Genomic DNA, 24,158 nt, shown 5'->3' with positions numbered 1-24,158 from the left:
ACACAGCCTGCGCCCCGGATGCAACGGTCTGTGTCGGCGGTGCGCCGCCTGTGCTGTCGGCGCAGGACCACGAGACCACCGGGCGACGTGGCGATCGCCCGGGGAAGAACCTCTGTGTCGTTACTTGGCGCCGCCCGAGTACTTGGTGACGCTGCTGGCCTTCACGTGGTACCCGCTCACGCCCATCATCGAGTCGTTGCGCAGCGTCTGCAGCTTGCCGGTGACCCACACGGTGTCCATGGCGCGGAACTTGGCGCCCTTTTGCGGAATGACGTGCAGGATCTGGTTGGCCGGCGGCGGCGGCGTGTGGATGCAGGCGCCGAAGTAGGGCACGAGCAGGAACTCGGTGACCTCGCCCTTGGCCTCTTCGAGCGGCACGATGAAGCCGGGGATCTTCACTTCCACGCCGTTGAGCGCGGGGTTGGTGGGCGCGTTGTTCGACACCTCCTGCATCTTCATCAGCAGTTCGTTGGCGCGCGGGTCGCCGTCGTCGAGCGTGCTCAGGTCGATGCCCTTGAAGGCCTTGGCCGGGTCCCAGTCCTTGGGCACCAGCTCTTCCCAGCTGATCTGGCGCGGCTGGCCCGACGCGGCCTGCGGCGCGGTGGCGGCCGGCTTGCCGCCCAGCGGGTTGGTCGCGGTGGTGTCCTTCGGTGCGGGCTCGGCGGCCCAGGCGGCGGCTGCGAGGCCGGCGCCGGCCAGCAGCATCGACAAGGCGGTGAGCACGCGGGGAGTGGAGGTCTTCGTCATGGTCAGATTCTCGGAGAAAGGCCGTCGGCCAGCGACAGTCGATAGGCCCGGATGCCGGGCAGCAGGCTCGCGAGCCAGCCGGCGACCAGCAGGCTCGCCGTCAGCAGCCATTCGTTCAGTGTAGGTTCGGACAGGCTCAGCGTCAGGCCGAACTGCGCCTGCAGCCATGGCGAGAGCAGGGCGATGCCGAGCACCGCCATCGTCACGCCCAGCAGCACGCCCAGCACGGTGACCAGCGCGCCTTCGAGCGCCAGCAGCGCCAGCACGTGGCGCAGGCCCGCGCCCACGGCGCGCAGCACGGCGAGCTCGCGGCGGCGTTCGTTCAGGCCCGCCATCACCACCGACACCAGCCCCGCCAGGCTCACGAGCGCGACCAGGGCCGACATCAGCAGCAGCGCGTTCTCGCCGATGCCGATCACGCTCCACAGCTCGTCGAGCGCCACGCCGGGCAGGATGGCCATCAGCGGTTCGCCGGTGTAGGTGGAGATCCAGCGCTGCACGCCGAACACGGCGGCGCGGTTCTTCAGGCCCACGAGCGCGGCCGTCACGTTCTTGGGCGTGAGGTCGAACTTGCGCACCTGCTCGGCCGGAATCTTCACGCCCGGCATCGGCGCGCCGCCCACCCATTCGAGGTGGATGGCTTCCATGGCCGCCAGGCCGATGTGCACCGTGCGGTCGACCGGCGTGCCGGTGCGCGCGAGCACGCCCACCACGGTGAAGGGCTTGTCGGCATGCTCGGCCACGTTGAGTTCGCCGCTGCCGTGCGCCAGCGTGATCTTCTGGCCCACGTGGTAGCCCAGCTTGTCGGCCACCTCGGCGCCGACCACGGCGTCGAACAGCGCGTCGAAGGGCTGGCCTTCGCGCAGCTTCAAGGTCTGGCGGTCGCCGTAGCGGAAGTGCGAGAAGTACTCGGGCGTGGTCGCGAGCACCGAGAAGCCGCGGTGCGAATCGCCGAGCGACAGCGGCACCACCCAGTCGACGCCGGGGTGCGCCTGCAGCGCCTGCACGCTCTTCCACGAGATGTTGTTGGTGGCCGCGCCGATGCGGAACACCGAGTACAGCAGGAGCTGCGTGGAGCCGGTGCGCGCGCCCACGATGAGGTCGGTGCCCGAGACCGACGAGGCGAAGTTCTCGCGCAGCTCGGTGCGGATGCGCTCCACGCCCAGCAGCAGGAAGGTCGACAGCGCGATCGAGAACACGGTGAGCGCGAGCGTGAAGCGGCGGTTCCAAGCGCTGCGCCATGCGATGGAAAACAAGGCTCTCATGCGTCCACCGCCATCGCGCTCGATGCCGCACGGTTGATCTCCGGCAGCAGCACGTGCCGCGCAAAGCGCTGCGCGATGCGCTGGTCGTGGCTCACGAACACGAGCGCGCTGTGGTTCACGGCGCAGGCTGTGAGCAGCACGTCGAGAAAGGCTTCGCGCCGGTCTTCGTCGAGCGCGGAGGTGGGCTCGTCGGCGATGACGACCTCGGGCTGGCCGATGAGCGCGCGCGCCGCGGCCACGCGCTGCTGCTGGCCCACGGACAGCTGCAGCGCCTGGCGCTTCCACAGCGCGCGGTCCAGGCCCATCTGGTCGAGCAGGTGCTCGGCTTCATCGCGCGAGCTGCCGTTGCGCGCCGCCTGCGCCTCGCGCCGTGCCGAGAAGCGGCAGGGCAGCAGCACGTTGTCGAGCACGCTCAGGTAGGGCAGCAGGTTGAACTGCTGGAAGATGTAGCCCACGTGCGCCACGCGGGCGCGGTCGCGCTGCGTGCCCGAGAGCTTGGCCCAGTCGTGGCCCAGCAGCGTGACGCGGCCTTCGTCGGCCACCAGCACGCCGGCCAAGAGCGACAGCAGCGTGCTCTTGCCGCAGCCGCTCGGGCCGTGCAGGAACACGGATTCACCCGCCGTGATGCGCAGGGCCTCGATGTCGATGCAGGGTGTCTTCACGCCGGGCCAGGTGAAGCGCAGGGCTTCGGCGGCGAGCACGACGCGCAAGTGCGTGGTCTCGGCCTGCGGGAGGGTGCTCACGCTGTCACTTGCCCAGCGTCAGGCGGGAAGGCTGCGCCGCCTGCGCGCCGCTCGGGCGCTTCAGCTGGCGCTTGAACTGGCCTTGCGCACTGGCGATCTGCACGTCGATCTGGCGTGCGCCCTTGAAGGCCGAGAACAGGTTCACGTCGATGAACTTCGCGGCGGCGGCCTGGGTGCAGTTGAAGGAGAAAGAGGCGTCGAGGTCGGCGTGCCCGCCCGATTCGGCGGGGTCGGGGTTGCCCAGGCCGAGTGCGCCGGAGCGCAGGTCGACGGGGCCGAGCTTGCAGTTGGCGGCGGGGTCGATGGTGAAGAGCTTGTCGGCCGCGCGCAGCTGGGCGATGGCGGCCTCGACGGTCTTCTTCTCGGCGTCGGTCTTGGGTGCGCGCTCGAAGCCGACGATGTTGTCCAGCGGCGATTCCATGGCGATCACGATGGTGGGCCCGTCGATGGCCACGTCGAGCTTGAGCTGGCCGTGCACATGCGCGTGCTGTTGCTGGGCCTGTGCGGGAAGGATGGCGGCCGCGAACAGCGCGGCGGCGGTCAGTGCGAAGCCGGAGGACGTGCGTCGAAGTCGGGTGTGCAGGGTGTGCATCATGGTTCTGCGCCTTGCCGGGTCGGCAGCCCCGGCGTGTTGCTCCATTCGCTCCAGCTGCCGGCATAGAGCGCGGTCGTCCCGAACCCCGCGATCTGCATCGCGAGCAGGTTGGGCACGGCGCTCACGCCGCTGCCGCACTGGTGGACGACGGTCGCCGCATCGCGCCCCGCGAGCAGCGCTTCGAACTCGGCGCGCAGTTGCGCGGCGGGCTTGAACTTGCCGTCGGGACCGATGTTGTCGGCGAAGGGCCGGTTCAGGGCCCCGGGGATGTGACCCGCGATCGGGTCCAGAGGTTCCACCTCGCCGCGGTAACGTGCACCGGCACGCGCGTCGATCAGGTTCTGGTCAGGCTGGCCGAGCCGGCGCACCACGGTGTCGGTGGTCACGAGCCTGGCGATCGGCTCGCCCTGTACGAAATTCGACTGGAAGCGCGCGGGCTCTTCGCGGTCGGTCACTTCGCCGCCCGCGGCCTGCCAGGCCTGCAGGCCGCCGTCGAGCACGGCCACGGCGTCGTGGCCCATCCACTTGAGCATCCACCACAGGCGCCCGCAGTAGTTGGCGCCGTTGCGGTCGTACACCACGGCCTGCATCGTGTTGGAGAAGCCCACGGACGAGAGCCAGGCCGCGAACTTCTCGCGGCTGGGCAGCGGATGGCGTCCGCCCGAGGCGGGCACGCCGTCGTCCTGCGCCACCACCACGTCGCCGCGCGCGCCGGGCAGGCCGTGTTTCGCGCTGAGGTCGGTGTCGAGGTTGGCGTACTGCGCGCCCGGGATGTGCGCGGCGGCGTACAGCTGTGCGCCGGCCTCGGGCTTCATGAGGTCGAAGCTGCAGTCGAACACCATGAGGGGCGAGTCGCCCTCGCGCAGCTGCCTGAGTTGTTCGACGGAGATGAGGGTGGTGTACATGGCGGAAGCTCCTTCGAAAAATGGTTCGGCGATGGGTGCCGTGGCTGCAGCGTTCAGTGTTCCTCGGCTGGCGCCTTCGGCACGGCCCGCTGCCGCAGCACGGTGGCCGCGATGCCGCTGGCGATGATCAGCGCCATGCCGGCCCAGCCGGCGGCGTCGATGCGGTCGTCGAACAGCACCACGCTGTAGAAGGCCGCGAACACGATGCCCGAATATTGCAGGTTCGCCACCACCAGTGTGCCGGCCTGGGTCTTGGCGGTGGCGTAGGCGCGGGTCATGCACAGCTGTCCGAGGGCGGCCAAGAGGCCGATCGGCAGCAGCCACAGCGCATGCTGCCACGTCCACGAGCTGCCGCCCGAAAACCCGGTCGCGGCCGTGGCGAAGGCGCCGGCCACGGCCGAGCCGACCGCGAAATAGAAGACCGTGCGCAGCTCGGGCTCGCCGATGCGCGACAGCGCCACCACCTGCATGTAGGCAAAGGCGGCCGTGACGCCCGACAACAGGCCCAGCATGCCCGCGAAGCCGTCGCCACCGCCCACCGTGGGCTTGAGCATGAGCACCACGCCGGCAAAGCCCGCGAGCACGGTCATCACCAGCGGGCCCTGCAGCGGCGGGCGCTCGATGCGGCCGTCGCGCCCGGGCACCGGCACCCAGGCCAGCAGCGCGCCGCCGACCAGGAAGGCCGCGACCCACACGCTGCTCATGTAGTTGAGCGTGACGGCCGTGGCCAGCGGCATGTGGGCGATGGCGTAGAACCACGCGCCCAGCGACACCACGCCGATGGTGCTGCGCCAGGTGTGCATGCCGGGGTACTTGGTGGCGAGCGAGGTGCCGCGGTTGCGCGCCAGCAGCCAGAGAAACACGATGCCGATGAGGCCGCGCCCCAGGACCATCTCACCGCTGTTGAACCATTCGGAGGCCACCTTCACGACCACGCTCATGGTGGCGAACAGAAAGGCCCCGAGCACCATCCACAGCGCTTGCATCGATTGACATCCAGATCAGAAAAAAGAAAGCCCCGGCGGGTGCGGGGCGGGGCGGCGTTCAGGCGCGTGGTTGTTGCATCGCGTTGCGGTACCACTCGTGGAACTGCTGCATGCCGTCTTCCATGGGGCTCTGGTAGGGGCCGGTCTCGTTGTCGCCGCGCAGCATGAGCGCGCGGCGGCCGGCGTCCATGCGCTCGGCGATCTCGTCGTCCTCCACGCAGGTCTCCATGTAGGCGGCCTGCTGGGCTTCGACGAACTCGCGCTCGAAGGCGACGATTTCCTCGGGGTAGAAGAACTCGACCATGTTGAGCGTCTTGGTCGGGCTCACCGGGTGCAGCGTCGACACGGTGAGCACGTGCGGGTACCACTCGATCATCACGTGCGGGTAGTAGGTGAGCCAGATCGCGCCGTACTTCGGCGGCTTGCCGTCGCGGTACTTGAGCAACTGCTCCTGCCACTTCTGGTAGACCGGGCTGCCCGCGCGGCCCAGGCGGTTGGCCACGCCCACCGTCTGCACCGAAAACTCGGGCTTGAACTCCCAGCGCAGGTCGTCGCAGGTGACGAAGCTGCCCAGGCCGGGATGGAACGGGCCGACGTGGTAATCCTCGAGGTAGACCTCGATGAAGGTCTTCCAGTTGTAGTTGCACTCGTGCAGCTCGACGCGGTCGAGCGCGTAGCCCGAGAAGTCGAGGTCGGCCTGCGGGCCCAGGCCCGCCATGTCGGCCGCCACGTCACGGCCGCTGCCGTCGGCGTTCTTCTCGAACAGAAGACCGTTCCATTCGGTGAGCGGGTAGTTGTGCAGGTTCAGGCACGGGTCCTGGTCGAAATGCGGGGCGCCGATCAGCGTGCCGGTGGTGCGCGCGTCTTTGGCGGCGTAGGTCCAACGGTGCAGCGGGCAGACGATGTTGCCGCCGGTCTGGGCGTCGAGCTGGCCCCGGCCCTGCAGGATCAGGGCCTGGCGGTGGCGGCAGACGTTCGAGATGAGCTCCACGCCCTTGGGCGTGTGGACCAGCGCGCGGCCCTGGTGCTCTTGCGGCAGGGTGTGGAAGTCACCCGGCTCGGGCACGGCCAGTCGGTGCCCGACGTAGCGGGGCCCTCGCGCGAAAAGGTTCTGCATTTCGCGGGCGTACAAGGCCTCGTCGAAATACGCGGTAACTGGAAGTTGGCTCGCGGCCTGCTGCAGTTGAAGACTTAAATCAGACATGGAGGACCTGACCAAGCTCCCCACAGGGAGAAAAAAAGAAAAAAACGGAAGGCGCCGTCTGCAAGGGTGACGGCCCGAAGAGGTGTGCCGGTGCGACCGGCGGGGGAAGCGGGGATTGTACCCGGGGGGCATTTTTGCGCCCGCCGGGTTTTTGCCTCGCATGGCCGGGCGTCATACAGGGTGTTGCAAAGGGTCGCGCGCGCGTGCGCGGGCTGCCCGGCGGTTCGTTGCGCCCCCGCCCTAAAATGTTCCGTTTCATCCACGATTCGTTGCATGCCCAAGGTGCCTTCTCCTTCCACGACCAGCCCGGCGGCCACGCCCGATACCGGGCCGCTGCCCGCCAGCTACGAAGCCGGGCTCCAGGAACTGGAACAACTGGTTGCAGAACTCGAATCGGGCCAGTTGCCGCTGGACCAGCTGCTGGGCAGCTACCAGCGCGGTGCCGCATTGCTCGGCTTCTGCCGCGACAAGCTGCAGGCGGTCGAGGACCAGATCAAGGTGCTCGACGCGGGCAGCCTCAAGCCCTGGACGGCCGAATGAGCGCCGTCCCGATGACCTCCACCGCCACCACCCCCTGGGACGCGAAGACGCTGGCCGGCTGGGCCGAGCCCCACCTGGCCGCGGTCGAAGCGGCGCTGTCGCGCTGGGTCGGCGTCGATGCGCCGGTGCTGCTGGGCGATGCCATGCGCTATGCCGTGCTCGACGGCGGCAAGCGGCTGCGGCCGCTTCTGGTGCTCGCGGCCAATGAAGCGGTCGGCGGCAACGCCCACGCCGCGCTGCGTGCGGCCTGCGCCACCGAACTCATCCACGCCTATTCGCTGGTGCACGACGACCTGCCGTGCATGGACAACGACGTGCTGCGCCGCGGCAAGCCCACCGTGCACGTGAAGTTCGGCGAAGCCGACGCGCTGCTCGCGGGCGACGCGCTGCAGGCGCTGGCCTTCGAGCTGCTCGCGCCCGAGGGCGACGAGGTGCCTGCCGCCATGCAGGCCTTGCTGTGCCGCCTGCTGGCGCGCGCGGCCGGCAGCCAGGGCATGGCCGGCGGCCAGGCCATCGACCTGGCCAGCGTCGGCATCGCACTGAACGAAACCCAGCTGCGCGAAATGCATCGCCTGAAGACCGGCGCGCTGCTGCAGGGCAGCGTCGAGATGGGCGCCGCCTGCGGCACCGTGTCGCCGGCCGCGCTGGCGGCGCTGCGCGACTACGGCGCCGCCATCGGCCTGGCGTTCCAGGTGGTCGACGACATCCTCGACGTCACCGCCGACTCGCAAACCCTGGGCAAGACCGCCGGCAAGGACGCCGCGGCCGACAAGCCCACCTACGTGTCGCTGCTCGGCCTGGACGGCGCGCGCGCGCAGGCGAGCCAGCTGCTCGCCGACGCCGTCGCCGCGCTGAACAAGAGCGGCCTGGCCGACACCTCGGCATTGCGCGCCCTGGCCCACATGGTGGTCGACCGCGACCGCTGAGAAGAACAAAGAACCCACCTCCATGGCTCCGCTGCTTCCCACTCTCCACGACCCTTCGCCGATCCGCCAGTACGACCGGGCCCAGCTCAAGCAGCTGTCCGACGAGGTGCGCGCCTGCGTGCTCGACAACGTCTCGCGCACCGGTGGCCACCTGAGCTCCAACCTCGGCACGGTCGAGCTGACGGTGGCGCTGCACCATGTGTTCAACACGCCGCACGACCGGCTGGTGTGGGACGTGGGCCACCAGACCTACCCGCACAAGATCCTCACGGGCCGGCGCGAGCGCATGCCCACGCTGCGCCAGCTCGGCGGCATCTCGGGCTTTCCGCAGCGCACCGAGAGCGAGTACGACACCTTCGGCACCGCCCACTCGTCGACCAGCATCTCGGCCGCGCTCGGCATGGCCATGGCGGCCAAGCAGAAGGGCGAGAAGCGCCATGCCGTGGCCATCATCGGCGACGGCGCGCTCACGGCCGGCATGGCCTTCGAGGCGCTCAACAACGCGGGCGTGTGCGACTGCAAGCTGCTGGTCATCCTGAACGACAACGACATGTCGATCAGCCCGCCGGTGGGCGCGCTCAACCGCTACCTCGCGCAGCTCATGAGCGGCAATTTCTACGCCGCCGCCAAGAGCGTCGGCAAGAGCGTGCTGCGCAATGCGCCGCCGCTGTTCGAGCTGGCCAAGCGCCTGGAGCAGCATGCCAAGGGCATGGTCGTGCCGGCCACGCTGTTCGAGCAGTTCGGCTTCAACTACGTCGGCCCCATCGACGGCCACGACATCGACTCGCTGGTGCCCACGCTCGAGAACCTCAAGCACCTGGACGGCCCGCAGTTCCTGCACGTGGTCACGAAAAAGGGGCAGGGCTACAAGCTCGCCGAGGCCGACCCGGTGGCCTACCACGGCCCGGGCAAGTTCGATCCGCAGGTGGGGCTGGTCAAGTCGACCACGGCGGCCAAGCAGACCTTCACGCAGGTCTTCGGCCAGTGGCTGTGCGACACGGCTGCGCACGACGGCCGCCTCGTGGGCATCACGCCCGCGATGCGTGAAGGCTCGGGGCTCGTGGAGTTCGAAAAGCGCTTCCCCGACCGCTACTACGACGTCGGCATTGCCGAGCAGCACGCCGTCACCTTCGCGGCCGGCCTGGCCTGCGAGGGCCTGAAGCCCGTGGTGGCGATCTACTCGACCTTCCTGCAGCGCGCCTACGACCAGCTGATCCACGACGTGGCGATCCAGAACCTGCCCGTGGTGTTCGCGCTCGACCGCGCGGGCCTCGTGGGCGCCGACGGCGCCACGCACGCGGGCGCGTACGACATCCCGTTCCTGCGCTGCATTCCCAACATGAGCATCGCCTGCCCGGCCGACGAGCGCGAGTGCCGCCAGCTGCTGACGAGCGCCTACGAACAGAACCACCCGGTGGCCGTGCGCTACCCGCGCGGCGCGGGCGCCGGCACCACGCCGCACCTCACGCTCGACGCGCTGCCCTTCGGCAAGGGCGAGGTCCGCCGCGAAGGCCAGCGCATCGCCATCCTCGCGTTCGGCACCTTGCTGTACCCGGCGCTCACGGCAGCCGAGTCGCTCGATGCGACCGTGGTCAACATGCGCTGGGCCAAGCCGCTCGACGTCGAGTTGCTGTTGCAGGTGGCGGGCACGCACGACGCGCTCGTCACGCTCGAAGAGGGCGCCATCATGGGCGGCGCGGGCAGTGCGGTGGTCGAGGCCCTGCAGGCCGCCGGCATCCAGAAGCCGGTGCTGCAACTGGGCCTGCCCGACCGCTTCATCGAACACGGCGATCCGGCCAAGCTGCTCGCATCGATCGGCCTCGATGCTGACGGCATCGCCGCCGCGATCAAGAAACGCTTCGTTTGACAAGAGGTCGCAGGGTAAACCCCCGCCGGCCACCTGTAAGCGCGTTTTTACAATCAAAAGGACTCACAAAAGTCCCTGACGCGGTCACAAGCCGCGTTTTGTTTTTTCCAAAGCACTCGGAGTGAATTCAATGGATCGTCGTTCCCTCATCAAAAACGCCGGCATCGCGGGCGTTCTGGCTGCCGGCATCGCGCCCGCGGTTCACGCGCAAGCCACCGTTCGCTGGCGTCTCGCATCGAGCTTTCCCAAGTCGCTGGACACCATCTTCGGCACCGCCGAGGTGTTCTCGAAGAGCGTGAGCGACATGACGGGCGGCAAGTTCCAGATCTCCGTGCATGCAGGCGGCGAGCTGATGCCCGCCTTCGGCGTGGTCGACGGCATCCAGAGCGGCGCGGTCGAAATGGCGCACACGGCGCCTTACTACTTCTACGGCAAGGACCCGACCTTCTGCCTGGGTTGCGCCGTGCCCTTCGGCATGAACACCCGCCAGCAGAACGCCTGGATGTACGAAGGCAACGGCCTGAAGCTGATGCGCGCCTTCTACGCCAAGTACAACATCATCAACCTGCCGGGCGGCAACACGGGCGCGCAGATGGGCGGCTGGTTCCGCAAGGAAATCAAGTCGGTCGCCGACCTGAAGGGCCTGAAGTTCCGCACCAACCCGTTCGCCGGCAAGGTGCTCGAGCCCTTCGGCGTGATCCCGCAATCGATCCCTGGCGCCGACCTGTACCCCGCGCTCGAAAAGGGCACGCTCGACGGTCTCGAATGGGTCGGCCCGTACGACGACCAGAAGCTGGGCTTCAACAAGATCGCCCCGTTCTACTACTACCCCGGCTGGTGGGAAGGCGGCCCCGAGCTCGACTTCTACATCAACACCAAGGCATGGGAAAGCCTGTCGGCCGATTTCAAGGCAGTGGTCGAAGCGGCTGCCGCGCACGCCAACATCACGATGACGGCCAAGTACGACGCCAAGAACCCGATCGCGCTCAAGCAGCTCGTGGGCTCGGGCACCAAGCTGCGTCCGTTCTCGCAGGACGTGATGAACGCCGCCTTCAAGTCGGCCCAGCAGATCTACTCGGACCTGAACAACAGCAACCCCGAGTGGAAGAAGATCTACAGCGACTGGTCCAAGTTCCTGGCCGACCAGAACGCCTGGTTCCGCTACACCGAAGGCACCTTCGACCGCTTCATGCAACAGCAGAAGCTGTAAGTAAGGCACGCGGCGCCGCAACCCGGCGCTTCGCACCTCACAAGAAAAAAAGCCCCGCCGGTTTCGGCGGGGCTTTTTTCATTTGGACGCGGGGTCGGGGGAGGGCGGCGGCGCGGACGGCAGCGTGCGCATCGCCACCTGCTCGCCGAACGCGATCAGCACCTGCGGATCGTAGGCATGGAACCAGGTGATGCCGCCGAAGCGCCGACGCACCAGCAGGCGAGGCGCGATCACGCGCTCGAGCATGCGGATGTGCACCAGCTTGAGCTGCGCCACGTCCTGCGCGCTCACGCGCTTGTTCCACAGCCAGGTCTGCGTCAGCACGTCGCCTTCGAGGCGGGTGCGGCTGTAGACGATCCAGTAGCCGACCCAGATCACGCACAGGCCCGCCACGCCGAAGACGAACAGGCTGGTGGCCGACCAGCTGGTGGTGCGCAGCGACGGCAGGCTCCACAGCGCGAAGGCGAAGAGATCGACCACCAGCACCACCGCCAGCGTGCGCAGCAGCGGCGGGAAGGCGGCGCTTTCGAGCGGGCCGCCTTCTGTCGTCGCGGGGTGGTCGTTCGGGGCGTCGCCGGGGCGGGCGTCGCTCACGGCTTGGAAGCTTCGCCCGCCGCCGGGGCCGCCGGCGCCGGCGTTTCCTCGGGCGTCTTCTGGTTGCCGAACGGGTCTTCCATGTTCACGCCGTTGTCGGTGGCGGGCGGCGCGTTCGGGTCGACCGGCATGTCGAGGTTGACCTTGTCGATGTCGACGACCTTTTCCTTCTCGAGGAACACGGTCACCGTCTGCGGGAAGAAGATCACGATGGCCACCAGCAGCAGCTGCATCACGACCCAGGGCACGGCGCCCAGGTAGATGTCGCGCGACTCCACCTTCTTGGGCAGCGCCCCGTTCTTGAACAGGGTGTCGGCGATGCCCCGCAAGTAGAACAGCGCGAAGCCGAACGGCGGGTGCATGAACGAGGTCTGCATGTTCACGCACAGCAGCACGCCGAACCACACCATGTCGATGCCCAGCTTGTGGGCCACGGGGCCCAGCAGCGGCAGGATGATGAAGGCGATCTCGAAGAAGTCGAGGAAGAACGCCAGGAAGAACACGAAGATGTTGACCGCGATCAGGAAGCCGATCTGGCCGCCCGGCAGGCCCGAGAGCATGTGCTCGATCCACTTGGCACCGTCCACGCCCTGGAACACCAGCGAAAACACGCGCGAGCCGATCAGGATGAACACCACCATCGCCGTGAGGCGCATGGTGCCTTCCATCGCGTCCTTCATCAGCGCCCAGTTCAGGCGCCGGTGAATGAGCGCCAGCACCAGCGCGCCCACCGCGCCCATGGCGCCGGCCTCGGTCGGCGTGGCGATGGCCTTGTCCATGAAGGGCAGGCCGCCCATCGAGCCGAGCACCGCGAAGATCAGGATGGCCGAGGGGATGATGCCGCGCAGGCATTTGCCCCACAGCGCCCAGCCGTGCAGCGTGCGCGCCGTGGCGGGCAGGCCCGGCACGTAGTGCGGACGGATGCGCGAGACCAGGAAGGTGTAGATCGCGAAGATCACCACCTGCAGGATCGACGGGCCCCAGGCGCCCTTGTACATCTGGCCGACGTCGGTGCCGAGCTGGTCGGCCATGACGATCAGCACCAGCGAGGGCGGCACCAGCTGCGTGATGGTTCCCGAGGCGGCGAGCACGCCGGTCGAGTAACGCATGTTGTAGCCGTAGCGCATCATGACCGGCAGCGAGATCATCGCCATCGCGATCACCTGGCCGGCCACCGTGCCGGTGATGGCGCCGAGGATGAAGCCCACGATGATCACCGAGTAGCCCAGGCCGCCGCGGATCGGGCCGAAGAGCTGGCCCATCGAGTCGAGCATGTCCTCGGCGAGCCCGCATTTCTCTAACACCGCCCCCATGAGCGTGAAGAACGGAATGGCCAGCAGCGTCTCGTTCGACAGGATGCCGAACACGTTGAGCGGCAGGTTGGCCATGAAGCCGGCCGGGAACCAGCCCATCTCGATGGCGAAGAAGCCGCAGATCAGGCCGAGGGCCGAGAGCGAAAACGCGACCGGAAACCCGATCAGCATGATCACCACGAGCCCCGCGAACATGATCGGGGCGAAATTTTCCATGTGCATGATGTCTACGTGTCCTGCTGTGCGGGAAAGGTCGGGGCGGTCTGGCGAAGCGCGACGAACGCCATCACTGCACCGGCTTCTCGTAGTGCGTGTTCATCTCGATCAGTCCGCGCAGGTAGGCGATGCGCTTGATGATCTCGGCGACACCTTGCAGGAACATCGTGCAGAAACCCACGGGCATCAGCAGCGCGGCGGGCCAGCGGATCAGCCCGCCGATGTTGCCCGACATCTCGCCCGACACCCAGGTGTTCCAGAAGAACGGCCAGGTGAGGTAGGTCAGCAGGCCCATCACCGGCAGCAGGAAGAAGGTCAGGCCGAACAGGTCGACATACACCGGTCCGTGGCCCTTGAGCTTGCCGTAGATGATGTCCACGCGCACGTGCTCGTTGAAGCGCAGCACCACCGGCGCACCGAGCATCACGGTGGCGGCGAACAAGTACCACTGGATCTCGAGGAAGGCGTTGTTGCTGAAGTCGAAGCCGTACCGGACGAAGGCGTTGGCGGCCGAGATGAGCGACGCGGCCAGGACCGCATAGCCGGCAAATTTGCCGAGTTTTTCGCTGACCCAGTCCATGACGGCCGCGAATTTGAGGAATACAGACAAGGGGTGTCTCCCGCGAAGCCCAAGGTGAAGCGCCGGCCCCTGGTGGGGGCTGCGCGCAAAGCCCGCAATGGTATCTCGGTGAACCTTAGTATTGCCTTGACACAAACTCGGGTTTACCCGGAATCCGCGTCGGCAGAGGGCCTGTCGGGCGGTCGCCATAATGGCCCATGTCTTCGAGCCCGCCGCCTTCGACGCCCTTCGGTGCGGCGAGCCCGCCCCTGTCGATCGACTCGCCCGACATGCGCCGCGCCGGCCGCGACCTGCTCTCGCTGGCCCTCATCGACGCGCGCAACCACACGCTGCACCTGCTGTCCCTGTTCGAACAGGCGCTGGGCGAAGCCATGCGCGTGCCGCCGCAGCCGGGCGTGGTGCCGCCGGTCTGGCTGGCGGGCCACATCGGCTGGTTCGCCGAATGGTGGATCGGGCGCAACACCCAGCGCGCCTTCGGCATCGACTGCCCCGTGCGCCCCACGCGGCTGGCCGCCATCGACCCCGACGCCGACGACTGGTGGAACCCGGCCCAGGGCGCGGCCGATCGCTGCTGGTCGCCCGACCTGCCGGGCCTGGGCCAGACCAAGGCCTACCTGCTCGAAACTCTCGAAAGCACGCTCGAGCTGCTCGAGAACGCCGCCGAGACCGATGCCGGCCTGTACTTCTACCGGCTGGCGCTCTTCCATGAAGACCTGCGCGGCGAACAGCTCGTGGTGCTGGCGCAGACGCTGGGCCTGCCGCTGAACATCGAGCAGCCGCCCACCGCCGTCACGCGCGAGCCGCTGCTGCTGCCGGCCACACGCTGGGAGCTCGGCCTGCCCGAGCACAGCGGCTTCCTGTTTGCGCAAGAGGGCGCGGCGCACCGCGTCGACGTGCCCGAGTTCGAGATCGACGCCCAGCCCGTCACCTGGGACCAGTACATCGAGTTCGTCGACGACGGCGGCTACGACCGCGAGGAACTGTGGCACAGCGACGGCTGGCGCTGGCTCGCCGCGCAGACCGAAGGCCGGCGCGGGCCGCGCCATGTGGAGCAGATCGGCGTGTCGCGCAACGGCACGGGTGGCTCGGTGCTGCAGCAGCGCTTCGGCGTCACCGTGCGCGCGGCCGGGCACCACAGCGCCGTGCACCTGAGCTGGTGGGAGGCCGACGCCTGGGCGCGCTGGGCCGGCCGGCGCATCGCGACCGAGGTCGAATGGGAAATCGCCGCCCATACGGCCGCGCGGCGCGGCTTTCGCTGGGCCGACGTGCACGAGTGGACGGCAGGCACGCTGCAACCCTGGCCGGGGTTCCGGGCCGATCCCTGGAGCGCCGGTGGCGAGTTCGATCCGGTGGCCGCCTTCGGCCGCGCGCGCGTGCTGCGCGGCGCCTCGTTCGCGACGCGTGCGCGCCTGCGCTCGCCGCGCCGCCGTGGATTTGCGCTTCCCGATGCCGACGACGGCTTCTTCGGCTTCCGTACCTGCGCGCTGTAGCCGCCTTCAGGGCCGCTCGCCGCCGGCCTCCGACGACAGCGGCGGCGCCACTTCCTCCAGCGGCTTGCGCTCCGCATCGGCCGCGTAGCGCAACGCCAGCAGTCCCGCGACGATGACCAGCACGGCGCCGATCAGGTAGCCCACCATCACCGCGCCCCGGCTGCCGGTCTCGATCAGCAGGCCGAACAGCACCGGCGCCACGAAGCCGCCCGCGCCCATGCCGATGGCATAGAAGATCGCGATGGCCATGGCGCGCATCTCCAGCGGGAACACCTCGCTCACCGTCAGGTAGGCCGAGCTGGCCGCCGCCGACGCAAGAAAGAACACCGCCGACCAGCACAGCGCCTGGCTGCGCGCGTCGAGCCAGCCCTGCATGAAGGCCCAGCCCGTGAGCGCCAGGCCCACGCCGGCCAGCACATAGGTCAGCGCGATCATCCTGCGCCGGCCCACGCTGTCGAACAGCGGGCCCAGCAGCAGCGGCCCGAGCACGTTGCCCAGCGCGAACGGAAAGATGTACAGCGCCACGCGGCCTTCGGCCACGCCGTAGAAGCGCGTGAGCACCAGCGCGTAGGTGAAGAAGATCGCGTTGTAGAAAAACGCCTGCGACACCATCAGCGCCGTCGCCACCACGCTGCGCGCCGGGTAGCGCCGCAGCAGCACGCGCGCCACCTCGCGCATCGACGGGCTGTTCTGGCGCGCGGCGGTGTACATGACGTGGCCTTGCGCGGCGGGCAGCGGGCCGTGCTGCACTTCGACTTCGCGCTCGATGCCCGCGACGATGCGCTCGGCCTCATCCGCGCGTCCGTGCGCGATGAGCCAGCGCGGGCTCTCGGGCACGTGGCGGCGCACCAGCAGGATGGCCACCGCCAGCACCGCGCCCAGCGCGAAGCCCGCGCGCCAGCCCCACACGGGGCCGATCACGCGCGCATCGAGCAGCACGAGGCTCAGCGCCGCACCGAGCGCCGCACCGATCCAGAAGCTGCCGTTGATCGCGAGGTTGACGCGCCCGCGCACGCGCGCCGGAATGAGTTCGTCGATGGCCGAGTTGATGGCCGCGTACTCGCCGCCGATGCCCAGCCCGGTGACGAAGCGGCACAGCGCAAAGAAGGCGAAGTTGGGGGAGAAGGCCGTGGCCAGCGTGCCCAGCGTGTAGACCACCAGCGTGAGCAGGAAGAGCTTCTTGCGCCCGAGCCGGTCGGTGAGCCGGCCGAAGACCAGCGCGCCGATCACCGCGCCCGCGATATAGATCGAGCCCGACCAGCCGATTTCTGCGGCCGTGAGCCCGAGCGTGTCGGGCCGCTCCAGCACCGCGCCGATGGAGCCCACCAGCGTGACCTCGAGGCCGTCGAGGATCCAGGCCACGCCCAGCGCGATCACCACGCGCCAATGCCAGCGCGACCACGGCAGGCGGTCCAGGCGGGCAGGGATGTCGCTGCGCAGAACCGTCATGCGGGGCATTATGCGAAGCGCATCACCCCCGCGTTGTAGGACCGGCGCTGCAATGCGCCGGTCCGCTCACAGGGGCTTCAGGCCGCGACGGCCGCCGTCACCTGCCGGATGCCCATGGCTTTCAGCGTGTCGGCAATGGCCGCCACCGCGCCCGGGATGCCCGCGTCGCCGAAGTGCCCCATGCAGCCCACGCGGAAGGTCTCGACCTGCGTCAGCTTGCCGGGGTAGAGGATGTAGCCGCGCTTCTTCACCTCCTGGTAGAAGGTCTTGAAGTTGTAGTTGGCATCGTCGGGCGCATGGAAGGTGACGATGATCGGCGCCTGGATGGCCGGGTCGAGGAAGGGCCGGAAGCCCAGCGTGGCGAGGCCGTCGACCAGCGCCTTGCAGTTGCGCGTGTAGCGCCCGCCACGCGCGGGCAGGCCGCCTTCCTCGATGTACTGCGCAATGGCGGTGTCGAGCGCGGCCACCACGTGCGTGGGCGGCGTGAAGCGCCACTGCGTGGTCTTCTCCATGTAGACCCACTGGTCGTACAGGTCCATGCTCAGCGAGTGGCAGTTGCCTTCGCACTTTTCGAGCGTGCTGCGCTTGATGACCACGAAGCCCATGCCCGGCACGCCTTCGAGGCACTTGCCCGAGGCGGCGACCACGGCGTCGAAGGGCGTCTTGCGCGCGTCGATCTCCAGCGCGCCGAAAGAACTCATCGCATCGATGATCAGGCCGCGCCCATGCTTGGCGACGACCAGCGCGATCTCGTGCAGCGGGTTGAGCACGCCCGCGCCGGTTTCGCAGTGCACCACCGCGACGTGGGTGATGCTGGGGTCGGCCGCGAGCGCGCGGTCGACGTCGGCGGGCGAGACCTGCTTTTCTTCGGTGTAGTCGATGGTGGTGAGCTTGCGGCCCAGCACCTTGCAGATCTTGGTCAGGCGCTGGCAGTAGGCGCCGTTGCTCGGCACCAGCACATGGCCGTTGCGCGGCACGATGGTGCCGATGGCCGCTTCCACCGAGAAGGTGCCGCTGCCTTGCAAGGGCACGCATTCGTGCGTGCCCGTGCCGTGCACGATGTTGAGCACCTCCTTGCGGATGCGCGCCGTGATCTGGTTGAAGTCGGCGTCCCATGAACCCCAGTCGCGCAGCATCGCTTGGCGGGTGCGGTCCGAGGTGGTCAGGGGGCCGGGCGTGAGCAGGATGGGGTGGGCGGCTTGACTCATGGTGTCTCCAGGCAGGGAAAGGGAATGAGGGGCGAGAAGTAAAGGGTTCGTTCAGCCGCGGCCGAGGTTGCGCCAGGCCTGCGTGCGTGCGAGCAGCACGCGGGTGAGCAGTGCGTAGGCGATGCACACCAGCGTCGAGGTGACGACGATCAGGCTGGCCAGCGCGGCGGCCGGGCCGATGTCGCCGGCGTCGTCCAGGTGCATGATCGCGACCGACGCGAGGATGGTCTCCGGCGTGTACAGGAAGATGGCGCACGACAGGCTGGCCATCGACACCACGAAGAAGTAGCGCCCGATGTCCAGGATGGCTGGCAGGCACACCGGCACCGTCACGCGCAGGAAGGTCTTGAAGAACGGCACCTTCAGCGATGCCGACACGGCCTCGAACTCGTTGTCGATCTGCTTGAGCGCCGTCACCGCCGTGAGGTGGCTCGAGGTGTAGTAGTGCACCACCATCGAGATGACCAGGATCGCCATCGTCTGGTACAAGAAGTTCAGCGGGTTGGACGGATGGTTGAAGAACATCACGTAGCCCAGGCCCAGCACCAGGCCCGGCACCGCCATCGACAGCACCGCCATCAGGTGCATGCCCTTGCGCATGAGGCCCAGGTTGCGCGTCTTCTCGATCAGGTAGGCGCCCACGAACACGATGAGCGAGCCCGCCACCGCGGTGACCATGGCCACGAGCAGGCTGTTGCCGTAGGCGGCGGCCATGTCGCTTTCCACCAGCACGAAGTGGTAGTGCTTGAGCGTGAACGACAGGTCGTAGGGCCACAGCGAGATCGCCGAGGTGTAGGTCGCCATGCCGATGGTCGCCAGCAGCAGGCTGCAGACCACGGTGCAGAACAGCGTGAGCAGCGCATCGGCCAGCTTGCGGGGCTTGGGCGTGTAGGGCACCGAGCGCGCCGTGAGCTGCGCCTTCAGCTTGCGCCGCACCACGTAGTCGATCACGAAGGAAATGATCGACGGAATGAGCAGCAGCATGCCCACCACCGCGCCGATGGAGAAGTTGTGCTGGCCGACCACCTGCTTGAACACGTCGACCGACAGCACGTTGAAGTTGCCGCCGATGACCTTGGGCGCGCCGAAGTCGCTCACCACGTAGGTGAAGACCACGGTGGCCGCGCTGATCAGGCCGTACTTGCACGAGGGCAGGGTGATCGTCATGAACTGGCGCAGGGGCCGCGTGCGCAGTGCGGTGGCCGCCTCGTACAGCCGGCCGTCGGCCAGCGACAGCGCGGTGACCAGGATCATCAGCGCGTGCGGGAAGGTGTTGTAGACCTCGGCCAGGATGATCCCGGGCGCACCGTAGATCGAGGCGCCGCCCAGCAGGAACTTGAGTGCGCCCTGGTTGCCGAACCACTGCACGAACGAAATGGCCGACAGCAGCGAGGGCGCGAGCAGCGGAATGAGCGCGATGAGGCGGAACACCGCCTTCAGCGGCGCCGGCATGCGGCTGCGCGTGAGCGCATAGGCGAACACGAAGGCGGTGGGCACCGAGATCATCACCACCGCGGCCGACACCCACACCGAGTTCCAGGCCGCGCGCAGCAGGCTCGGCGTCTGGAAGTAGGTGATGAAGTGGGCCAGGCCGACGAAGCGGCCGTTCTTGTCCTGCACCGCGTGGGCCAGGATGGTGAGCAGCGGCGCGATGAGGAACACGAACAGCATCGCCATCACCACGAACAGGATGGCGCGCGCGATGGTCTCGTCGCGGCTCCAGCGCAGGGCGGGGCGTGCAGCGAGCACAGGGCGGGGATGTGCCAGCGTGTTCATGGCTTCGACGTGCGCGCGGCAAAGGCGCGGATGCGGTTGGCGCGCAGCGCGATGTCGATGGTGTTGCCCTCGCGGATGTCCAGGTCATGCAGCTGGTTCAGCGAGAAGTGCAGGCCCAGCGTCTGGCCGTGCAGCGCGTCGGCCGTCACTTCGGCAATGCACAGGCCGCCCAGGAACTCGACCTTCGTGACCTTGGCCTGCAGGCGGTTGGGCGTGTCCTCGCGCAGGTGTTCCACCGCGCGGTCTTCGGGCCGCAGGTACAGGTTGACCGCGTCGCCGGGCTCGAAGGCACCGTCGCAGGCGTCGCACTGCAGCTCCATGTCGCCGACCTGGAAGCGCTGGTTGCCCAGCGCCATCGCGCGCAGCACATTCACCTTGCCCACGAAGTCGGCCACGAAGGGCGTGGCCGGCTGCTCGTAGATTTCCATCGGCGTGCCGACCTGCTCGATCACGCCGTGGTTCATCACCACGATGCGGTCGGCCATCGACAGCGCTTCTTCCTGGTCGTGCGTGACCATGATGGTCGTGATGCCGACCTGCTTCTGCAGCCGGCGGATCTCGCCGCGCAGGCGGATGCGCTCCAGCGCGTCGAGCGCCGACAGCGGCTCGTCCAGCAGCAGCAGGCCGGGCCGCGTGGCGAGCGCGCGGGCCAGGGCCACGCGCTGTTGCTGGCCGCCCGAGAGCTGGCTCGGGTACTTGGCGCCCGAGGTCGGCAGGCCGACCAGCTTCAGCAGCTCGTCGACGCGTGCCTTGATCTCGCCCCGCTTCGCGCGGCTGTTGACGAGGCCGTAGCCCACGTTCTCGGCGATCGACAGGTTGGGAAAGAGCGCGTACGACTGGAACACGATGCCGTAGTCGCGCTTGTCCGGCGAGAGCCACGAGACGTCCTTGCCGTTCTGCAGGATCTGCCCGGCGGTCTGCGTCTCCAGGCCCGCGATGATGCGCAGCAGCGTGGTCTTGCCGCAGCCCGAGGGGCCGAGAAAGCACAGCATCTCGCCCGGGTTCACGCGCAGGTGCACGTCGCGCAGCGCGCTGAAGGTCTCGAAGTCCTTGCGAACACCGACGATCTCGAGGGCCGCGGGCGGGGCCGAGGTGGGAGTCAACTGGCTGGCGATGAAGCGGGTGTCGGTCATGTCCATTTTTCGCACTCGTCGTTGGAGGGCGTCACCAGCTGCGGCGGCACCCTTGAATTGAAAACCGGGGGATGCCGTCGGGCTTACTTGGGTTCGGCCTTGCCTTCGTAGCGCTTGCTCCATTCAGCGAGGATGCGTTCGCGGTTTTTCGCAGCCCAATTCAGGTCGTTCTTGGCCAGCAGCTTCTCGTAGTTGTCCGGAATGCCTTCCAGCTTGGAGACCACGCCCGGGTAGGCCACCACGGCCCACCAGCGCGCGCTGATCTGGTTGGCCTCCTTGCTCGCCATCCAGTCGGCAAAGCGCTTGCCCTGCGCCAGCTTCGTGCTGGTCTTCATGAGGCTGGTGGCCTCGATGTCCCAGCCCAGGCCTTCCTTCGGAAAGATCAGGTCGACCGGCGCGCCCGACTTCTTCACCTGGTGCGCACGGAACTCGAACGAGATGCCGATGGGGAACTCGCCCGCGCCCGCCTGCTTGCAGGGCTTGGAGCCCGAGTGCACGTACTGCGCGATGTTCTGGTGCAGCGCGTCCATGTACTTCCAGCCTTCGGCGTCGCCCATGTTCTGCAGCCAGTACGACACGTCAAGGTAGCCGGTGCCGCTGGAGGCGGGGTGCGGCATCGAGATCGTGCCCTTGTAGACGGGCTTGGTCAGGTCCTTCCAGCTCTCGGGCTTGGGCAGGCCGAGCTTCTTTGCCTCGACCGTGTTGAAGCAGATGGTGGCGGCCCACACGTCCATGCCGACCCAGGCGGGCGGGCGCGCGGCGTCGGAGTACGCGGGGTTCAGCTCCTTGAAGCCCTTGGGCTCATAAGGCAGCAGCATGCCTTCCTGCTGCAGCAGCGCCAGGCTGCTGGCGGCCAGGCCGGCCACCACGTCGGCCTGCGGGTTGGCTTTTTCGGCCAGCAGCTTGGCGGTGACGATGCCGGTGGAGTCGCGCACCCACTTCACCTCGATGTCGGGGTTGGCCTTCTCGAACGCGTCCTTGTACAGCTTCATGGCGTCGGTCTCGAGCGCCGTGTAGACCAGGAGCGGCGTCTTTTGCGCCCACGCACTGCCGGACATGAGGCCGAGGGCCGCAACACACAGGGCGGCCGTGAGACGGCGCGTGCTTTGTTTCATCGTCATCTGTTTCTCCTGAAAGGCTGGCTGTCACTGAAGAAGGGTGAGGGCTGGCGCCGGCGCGAGGGTGGGCAACGCCATCCGGTGTTTGCAATGTAGGTTGCTGATTGATGACTGTCAATAAAAAATTGTTGACAGTTGACGATCCTTCGGGAAAATACGCCCCATGGTCACCAGCAATCACTCCGCCGCCCTCGCGTTCCTCCAGTCCAGCTCGCTGCCGATGCTGATGCAGGAAGAAATCGAGCGTTTGATCATGACGGGCGAGCTCCCCGTGGGCAGCCGCATCAACGAGAGCGAGCTCTCGCAGCGCTTCAACACCAGCCGCGGCCCGATCCGCGAGGCGCTGCGCGCACTGGAAGAAGCGGGCCTCGTGCGCAACGAGAAGAACCGCGGTGTCTTCGTGCGCGAGATCGCGTTCGAGGAAGCCGACGAGATCTACGAGCTGCGCGAGGCGCTGGAAGAAATCATCGGCCGGCGCGTGGCGCTGGCGATCCAGCCCGACGCGGTGGAGCGCCTGCGCGCCATGGTCGACGCGATGCGCTCGGCGGCGCAGGCGCAGGACGTGGAGCAGTACGCACAGCTCAACCTGCAGTTCCACGAGATCCTGCTCGACACCGCCGGCAGCAAGAAGCTCACCGAAACCTACAAGCGGCTCGTCAAGGAGCTGCACCTTTTCAGAATGCGCGCGCTCGACAGCGGCGGCGGCCTGCGGGTCTCGGCCGACGAGCACAGCCACATCGTCGACGCCATCGCCAGCGGCAACCCCGACACGGCAGGGCGCGCACTGCGCGAACACGTGGCCGGCAGCCGCGCACGCATGCACAAGGCCTTCGGCCGCATCGACGCCGATGCGGCCACTTCCAGCAACACCACCGCTACCCCGAACCACCCACCCCAAAAGGAAGTCTGAAATGACACCGGAGACACTTGAAGTCAATGCCAGGAGCTATCGCTGGATGGCGCGTCCGATCGTGGTCGTGTGCGTGGACGGCTGCGAGCCGGCGTACCTCGACGCGGCCATTGCGGCCGGCGTGGCGCCCTACATCGCCCGCATGCGCAAGGACGGTGCCGACCTGCTCGCCGATTGCGTCGTGCCCTCGTTCACCAACCCCAACAACCTGTCGATCGTGACCGGCGCACCGCCGGCGGTGCACGGCATCTGCGGCAACTACTTCTTCGACCGCGAGCTGGGCCAAGAAGTGATGATGAACGACCCCAAGTATCTGCGTGCCGGCACCGTGCTGGCCGCCTTTGCCGACGCGGGCGCCAAGCTCGCGGTGGTCACGGCCAAGGACAAGCTGCGCAAGCTGCTGGGTCACAAGATGAAGGGCATCTGCTTCTCGTCCGAGAAGTCGGACCAGGTGACGATGAAAGAGAACGGCATCGACAACGTGCTCGACATGGTCGGCATGCCGGTGCCCTCGGTCTACAGCGCGGAGCTGTCGGAGTTCGTGTTCGCCGCCGGCGTGAAGCTCATGGAGTCGCGCCGCCCCGACCTGATGTACCTGTCGACCACCGACTACGTGCAGCACAAGGCCGCGCCGGGCAGCCCCGCAGCGAACGCCTTCTACCAAATGATGGACGGCTACCTCGCACAGCTTGATGCACTGGGCGCCACCATCGTGCTCACCGCCGACCACGGCATGAACGACAAGCATGGCGCCGACGGCTCGCCCAACGTGATCTACCTGCAGGATGTGCTCGACGGCTGGTACGGCGCCGAAAAGGCCCGCGTGATCCTGCCGATCACCGATCCGTACGTGGTGCATCACGGCGCGCTCGGTTCCTTCGCCACTGTGTACGCACCCGACGAAGCCAGCGTGTCGGGATGGATCGAACGCATCAAGGGCATTCCGGGCATGGAGCTCGTGCTCTCGCGCGCCGAAGCCGCCAAGCGCTTCGAGCTGCCGCCCGACCGCATCGGCGACATCGTGGTGGTGAGCGAGCAGAGCACCGTCATCGGCACCGCCGCCAGCCGCCACGACCTGTCGGCACTCGAAGTGCCGCTGCGCTCGCACGGCGGTGTTTCCGAGCAGAAGGTGCCGCTGATCTGCAACCGCCCGGTCGAAGGCATTGCCCCCGGCCGCCGGCTGCGCAACTTCGATGCGCTCGACCTCGCGCTGAACCACGCACGCTGAAGCCACACGGAGCAAGCACCCATGAGCCAAGCCATCCTGAAGCCAGGCACCGTCCACCGCGAAGCGCTGCGCATCGCCGGCGAGAAAGTCCACCGCGACCGCACCATCGAGGTCACCTACCCGTACACCGGCGAGGTGATCGCCACCGTGCCCAA

The 24,158-nt window shown here is 67.9% G+C and carries 22 protein-coding genes; 7 read left to right on the top strand and 15 right to left on the bottom strand.

The features are described 5' to 3' along the window. Positions 1-120 precede the first annotated feature (120 nt). The 7 genes from AC07YS_RS08745 to AC07YS_RS08715 are packed head-to-tail and all read right to left on the bottom strand — an operon-like array spanning position 121 to position 6,445. A complete protein-coding gene (locus tag AC07YS_RS08745; protein WP_095744294.1) occupies positions 121-747 on the bottom strand; it encodes a DUF3299 domain-containing protein in 627 nt (208 codons plus the stop codon). 2 nt (positions 748-749) lie between these two features. Next, positions 750-2,012: an ABC transporter permease gene (locus AC07YS_RS08740; protein ID WP_495268519.1), complete on the bottom strand. Its 1,263-nt coding sequence runs from the start codon at positions 2,010-2,012 to the stop codon at positions 750-752. Next, complete coding sequence (locus AC07YS_RS08735; protein ID WP_307584837.1) at positions 2,009-2,755, bottom strand: ABC transporter ATP-binding protein; 747 nt, start codon at positions 2,753-2,755, stop codon at positions 2,009-2,011. The genes AC07YS_RS08740 and AC07YS_RS08735 overlap by 4 nt, the downstream gene beginning before the upstream one ends. A 4-nt stretch (positions 2,756-2,759) precedes the next feature. Beyond that, positions 2,760-3,350 carry a DUF2796 domain-containing protein gene (locus AC07YS_RS08730; protein WP_495268518.1) on the bottom strand — a complete coding sequence of 197 codons (591 nt, stop codon included), beginning with the start codon at positions 3,348-3,350 and terminating at the stop codon, positions 2,760-2,762. Further along, on the bottom strand, positions 3,347-4,255 hold the full coding sequence (locus AC07YS_RS08725; protein WP_062468825.1) for a sulfurtransferase: 909 nt from the start codon (positions 4,253-4,255) through the stop codon (positions 3,347-3,349). The genes AC07YS_RS08730 and AC07YS_RS08725 overlap by 4 nt, the downstream gene beginning before the upstream one ends. A gap of 53 nt (positions 4,256-4,308) precedes the next feature. Beyond that, a complete protein-coding gene (locus tag AC07YS_RS08720; RefSeq protein WP_495268517.1) occupies positions 4,309-5,241 on the bottom strand; it encodes a DMT family transporter in 933 nt (310 codons plus the stop codon). A 58-nt stretch (positions 5,242-5,299) separates the two neighbouring features. After that, positions 5,300-6,445 carry an aromatic ring-hydroxylating oxygenase subunit alpha gene (locus AC07YS_RS08715; RefSeq protein ID WP_095744298.1) on the bottom strand — a complete coding sequence of 382 codons (1,146 nt, stop codon included), beginning with the start codon at positions 6,443-6,445 and terminating at the stop codon, positions 5,300-5,302. Between the two features lie 273 nt (positions 6,446-6,718). Here AC07YS_RS08715 and xseB point away from each other — a divergent pair, with 273 nt between their 5' ends. From xseB to AC07YS_RS08695, 4 genes are all read left to right on the top strand, one after another. Continuing rightward, positions 6,719-6,985: an exodeoxyribonuclease VII small subunit gene (xseB, locus tag AC07YS_RS08710; protein ID WP_062468817.1), complete on the top strand. Its 267-nt coding sequence runs from the start codon at positions 6,719-6,721 to the stop codon at positions 6,983-6,985. Further along, complete coding sequence (locus AC07YS_RS08705; protein WP_495268516.1) at positions 6,982-7,911, top strand: polyprenyl synthetase family protein; 930 nt, start codon at positions 6,982-6,984, stop codon at positions 7,909-7,911. Before xseB ends, AC07YS_RS08705 begins: the two co-directional genes overlap by 4 nt. Before the next feature lie 22 nt (positions 7,912-7,933). Continuing rightward, complete coding sequence (gene dxs, locus AC07YS_RS08700; protein ID WP_070061821.1) at positions 7,934-9,778, top strand: 1-deoxy-D-xylulose-5-phosphate synthase; 1,845 nt, start codon at positions 7,934-7,936, stop codon at positions 9,776-9,778. 130 nt (positions 9,779-9,908) lie between these two features. Continuing rightward, positions 9,909-10,988, top strand: coding sequence for a TRAP transporter substrate-binding protein (locus AC07YS_RS08695; protein WP_062468808.1), 1,080 nt, complete (start codon positions 9,909-9,911; stop codon positions 10,986-10,988). Between the two features lie 78 nt (positions 10,989-11,066). Here AC07YS_RS08695 and AC07YS_RS08690 read toward each other — a convergent pair whose 3' ends face one another. From AC07YS_RS08690 to AC07YS_RS08680, 3 genes are all read right to left on the bottom strand, one after another. Beyond that, on the bottom strand, positions 11,067-11,582 hold the full coding sequence (locus AC07YS_RS08690) for a hypothetical protein (protein ID WP_495260550.1): 516 nt from the start codon (positions 11,580-11,582) through the stop codon (positions 11,067-11,069). Continuing rightward, entirely contained in the window at positions 11,579-13,117 is a 1,539-nt protein-coding gene (locus tag AC07YS_RS08685; protein WP_062468805.1) for a TRAP transporter large permease, read from the bottom strand. Before AC07YS_RS08685 ends, AC07YS_RS08690 begins: the two co-directional genes overlap by 4 nt. Before the next feature lie 64 nt (positions 13,118-13,181). Then, complete coding sequence (locus AC07YS_RS08680; RefSeq protein ID WP_070061823.1) at positions 13,182-13,721, bottom strand: TRAP transporter small permease subunit; 540 nt, start codon at positions 13,719-13,721, stop codon at positions 13,182-13,184. 167 nt (positions 13,722-13,888) lie between these two features. Here AC07YS_RS08680 and AC07YS_RS08675 point away from each other — a divergent pair, with 167 nt between their 5' ends. Then, on the top strand, positions 13,889-15,181 hold the full coding sequence (locus AC07YS_RS08675; protein ID WP_307694435.1) for an SUMF1/EgtB/PvdO family nonheme iron enzyme: 1,293 nt from the start codon (positions 13,889-13,891) through the stop codon (positions 15,179-15,181). Between the two features lie 6 nt (positions 15,182-15,187). On the opposite strand, the gene AC07YS_RS08670 is transcribed toward AC07YS_RS08675, so the two are convergent. The 5 genes from AC07YS_RS08670 to AC07YS_RS08650 all read right to left on the bottom strand — a co-directional run bounded on the left by AC07YS_RS08670 (position 15,188) and on the right by AC07YS_RS08650 (position 21,868). Next, the gene (locus AC07YS_RS08670) at positions 15,188-16,630 is read right to left on the bottom strand and encodes an MFS transporter (protein WP_495268515.1); all 1,443 of its coding nucleotides are present in this window, start codon (positions 16,628-16,630) and stop codon (positions 15,188-15,190) included. 77 nt (positions 16,631-16,707) lie between these two features. Beyond that, positions 16,708-17,838, bottom strand: coding sequence for a 2-aminoethylphosphonate--pyruvate transaminase (locus tag AC07YS_RS08665; protein ID WP_495273696.1), 1,131 nt, complete (start codon positions 17,836-17,838; stop codon positions 16,708-16,710). A 51-nt stretch (positions 17,839-17,889) separates the two neighbouring features. Next, positions 17,890-19,614: a putative 2-aminoethylphosphonate ABC transporter permease subunit gene (locus AC07YS_RS08660; RefSeq protein ID WP_495269412.1), complete on the bottom strand. Its 1,725-nt coding sequence runs from the start codon at positions 19,612-19,614 to the stop codon at positions 17,890-17,892. Next, complete coding sequence (locus AC07YS_RS08655; protein ID WP_095744307.1) at positions 19,611-20,753, bottom strand: putative 2-aminoethylphosphonate ABC transporter ATP-binding protein; 1,143 nt, start codon at positions 20,751-20,753, stop codon at positions 19,611-19,613. Before AC07YS_RS08655 ends, AC07YS_RS08660 begins: the two co-directional genes overlap by 4 nt. 77 nt (positions 20,754-20,830) lie before the next feature. Next, positions 20,831-21,868: a putative 2-aminoethylphosphonate ABC transporter substrate-binding protein gene (locus AC07YS_RS08650; protein WP_159277872.1), complete on the bottom strand. Its 1,038-nt coding sequence runs from the start codon at positions 21,866-21,868 to the stop codon at positions 20,831-20,833. 160 nt (positions 21,869-22,028) lie between these two features. On the opposite strand from AC07YS_RS08650, the gene AC07YS_RS08645 reads away from it, so the two are divergent. Then, positions 22,029-22,775 carry a phosphonate utilization associated transcriptional regulator gene (locus AC07YS_RS08645; protein ID WP_070061830.1) on the top strand — a complete coding sequence of 249 codons (747 nt, stop codon included), beginning with the start codon at positions 22,029-22,031 and terminating at the stop codon, positions 22,773-22,775. A 1-nt stretch (position 22,776) separates the two neighbouring features. Then, positions 22,777-24,003 (top strand): phosphonoacetate hydrolase, encoded by a 1,227-nt coding sequence (gene phnA / locus AC07YS_RS08640; RefSeq protein ID WP_495269411.1) that lies wholly within the window; start codon positions 22,777-22,779, stop codon positions 24,001-24,003. Positions 24,004-24,158 lie beyond the last annotated feature (155 nt).

The sequence above is a fragment of the Variovorax sp. GW458-11-26-14-LB1 genome, assembly GCF_059423965.1.
Note: the sequence above shows the minus strand (reverse complement) of the source record. Positions and strands in the feature narration are given on the sequence as shown.

Excerpts from the sequence above, each read along its gene's own strand:
- AC07YS_RS08645 (WP_070061830.1), top strand. The coding sequence starts at position 22,029 with ATGGTCACCAGCAATCACTCCGCCGCCCTCGCGTTCCTCCAGTCCAGC.
- AC07YS_RS08740 (WP_495268519.1), bottom strand. The coding sequence starts at position 2,012 with ATGAGAGCCTTGTTTTCCATCGCATGGCGCAGCGCTTGGAACCGCCGC.
- AC07YS_RS08660 (WP_495269412.1), bottom strand. The coding sequence starts at position 19,614 with ATGAACACGCTGGCACATCCCCGCCCTGTGCTCGCTGCACGCCCCGCC.
- dxs (WP_070061821.1), top strand. The coding sequence starts at position 7,934 with ATGGCTCCGCTGCTTCCCACTCTCCACGACCCTTCGCCGATCCGCCAG.
- AC07YS_RS08675 (WP_307694435.1), top strand. The coding sequence starts at position 13,889 with ATGTCTTCGAGCCCGCCGCCTTCGACGCCCTTCGGTGCGGCGAGCCCG.
- AC07YS_RS08650 (WP_159277872.1), bottom strand. The coding sequence starts at position 21,868 with ATGACGATGAAACAAAGCACGCGCCGTCTCACGGCCGCCCTGTGTGTT.
- AC07YS_RS08725 (WP_062468825.1), bottom strand. The coding sequence starts at position 4,255 with ATGTACACCACCCTCATCTCCGTCGAACAACTCAGGCAGCTGCGCGAG.
- xseB (WP_062468817.1), top strand. The coding sequence starts at position 6,719 with ATGCCCAAGGTGCCTTCTCCTTCCACGACCAGCCCGGCGGCCACGCCC.
- AC07YS_RS08685 (WP_062468805.1), bottom strand. The coding sequence starts at position 13,117 with ATGCACATGGAAAATTTCGCCCCGATCATGTTCGCGGGGCTCGTGGTG.
- AC07YS_RS08670 (WP_495268515.1), bottom strand. The coding sequence starts at position 16,630 with ATGACGGTTCTGCGCAGCGACATCCCTGCCCGCCTGGACCGCCTGCCG.
- AC07YS_RS08695 (WP_062468808.1), top strand. The coding sequence starts at position 9,909 with ATGGATCGTCGTTCCCTCATCAAAAACGCCGGCATCGCGGGCGTTCTG.
- AC07YS_RS08715 (WP_095744298.1), bottom strand. The coding sequence starts at position 6,445 with ATGTCTGATTTAAGTCTTCAACTGCAGCAGGCCGCGAGCCAACTTCCA.
- AC07YS_RS08730 (WP_495268518.1), bottom strand. The coding sequence starts at position 3,350 with ATGATGCACACCCTGCACACCCGACTTCGACGCACGTCCTCCGGCTTC.
- AC07YS_RS08745 (WP_095744294.1), bottom strand. The coding sequence starts at position 747 with ATGACGAAGACCTCCACTCCCCGCGTGCTCACCGCCTTGTCGATGCTG.
- phnA (WP_495269411.1), top strand. The coding sequence starts at position 22,777 with ATGACACCGGAGACACTTGAAGTCAATGCCAGGAGCTATCGCTGGATG.
- AC07YS_RS08655 (WP_095744307.1), bottom strand. The coding sequence starts at position 20,753 with ATGGACATGACCGACACCCGCTTCATCGCCAGCCAGTTGACTCCCACC.
- AC07YS_RS08720 (WP_495268517.1), bottom strand. The coding sequence starts at position 5,241 with ATGCAAGCGCTGTGGATGGTGCTCGGGGCCTTTCTGTTCGCCACCATG.
- AC07YS_RS08705 (WP_495268516.1), top strand. The coding sequence starts at position 6,982 with ATGAGCGCCGTCCCGATGACCTCCACCGCCACCACCCCCTGGGACGCG.
- AC07YS_RS08665 (WP_495273696.1), bottom strand. The coding sequence starts at position 17,838 with ATGAGTCAAGCCGCCCACCCCATCCTGCTCACGCCCGGCCCCCTGACC.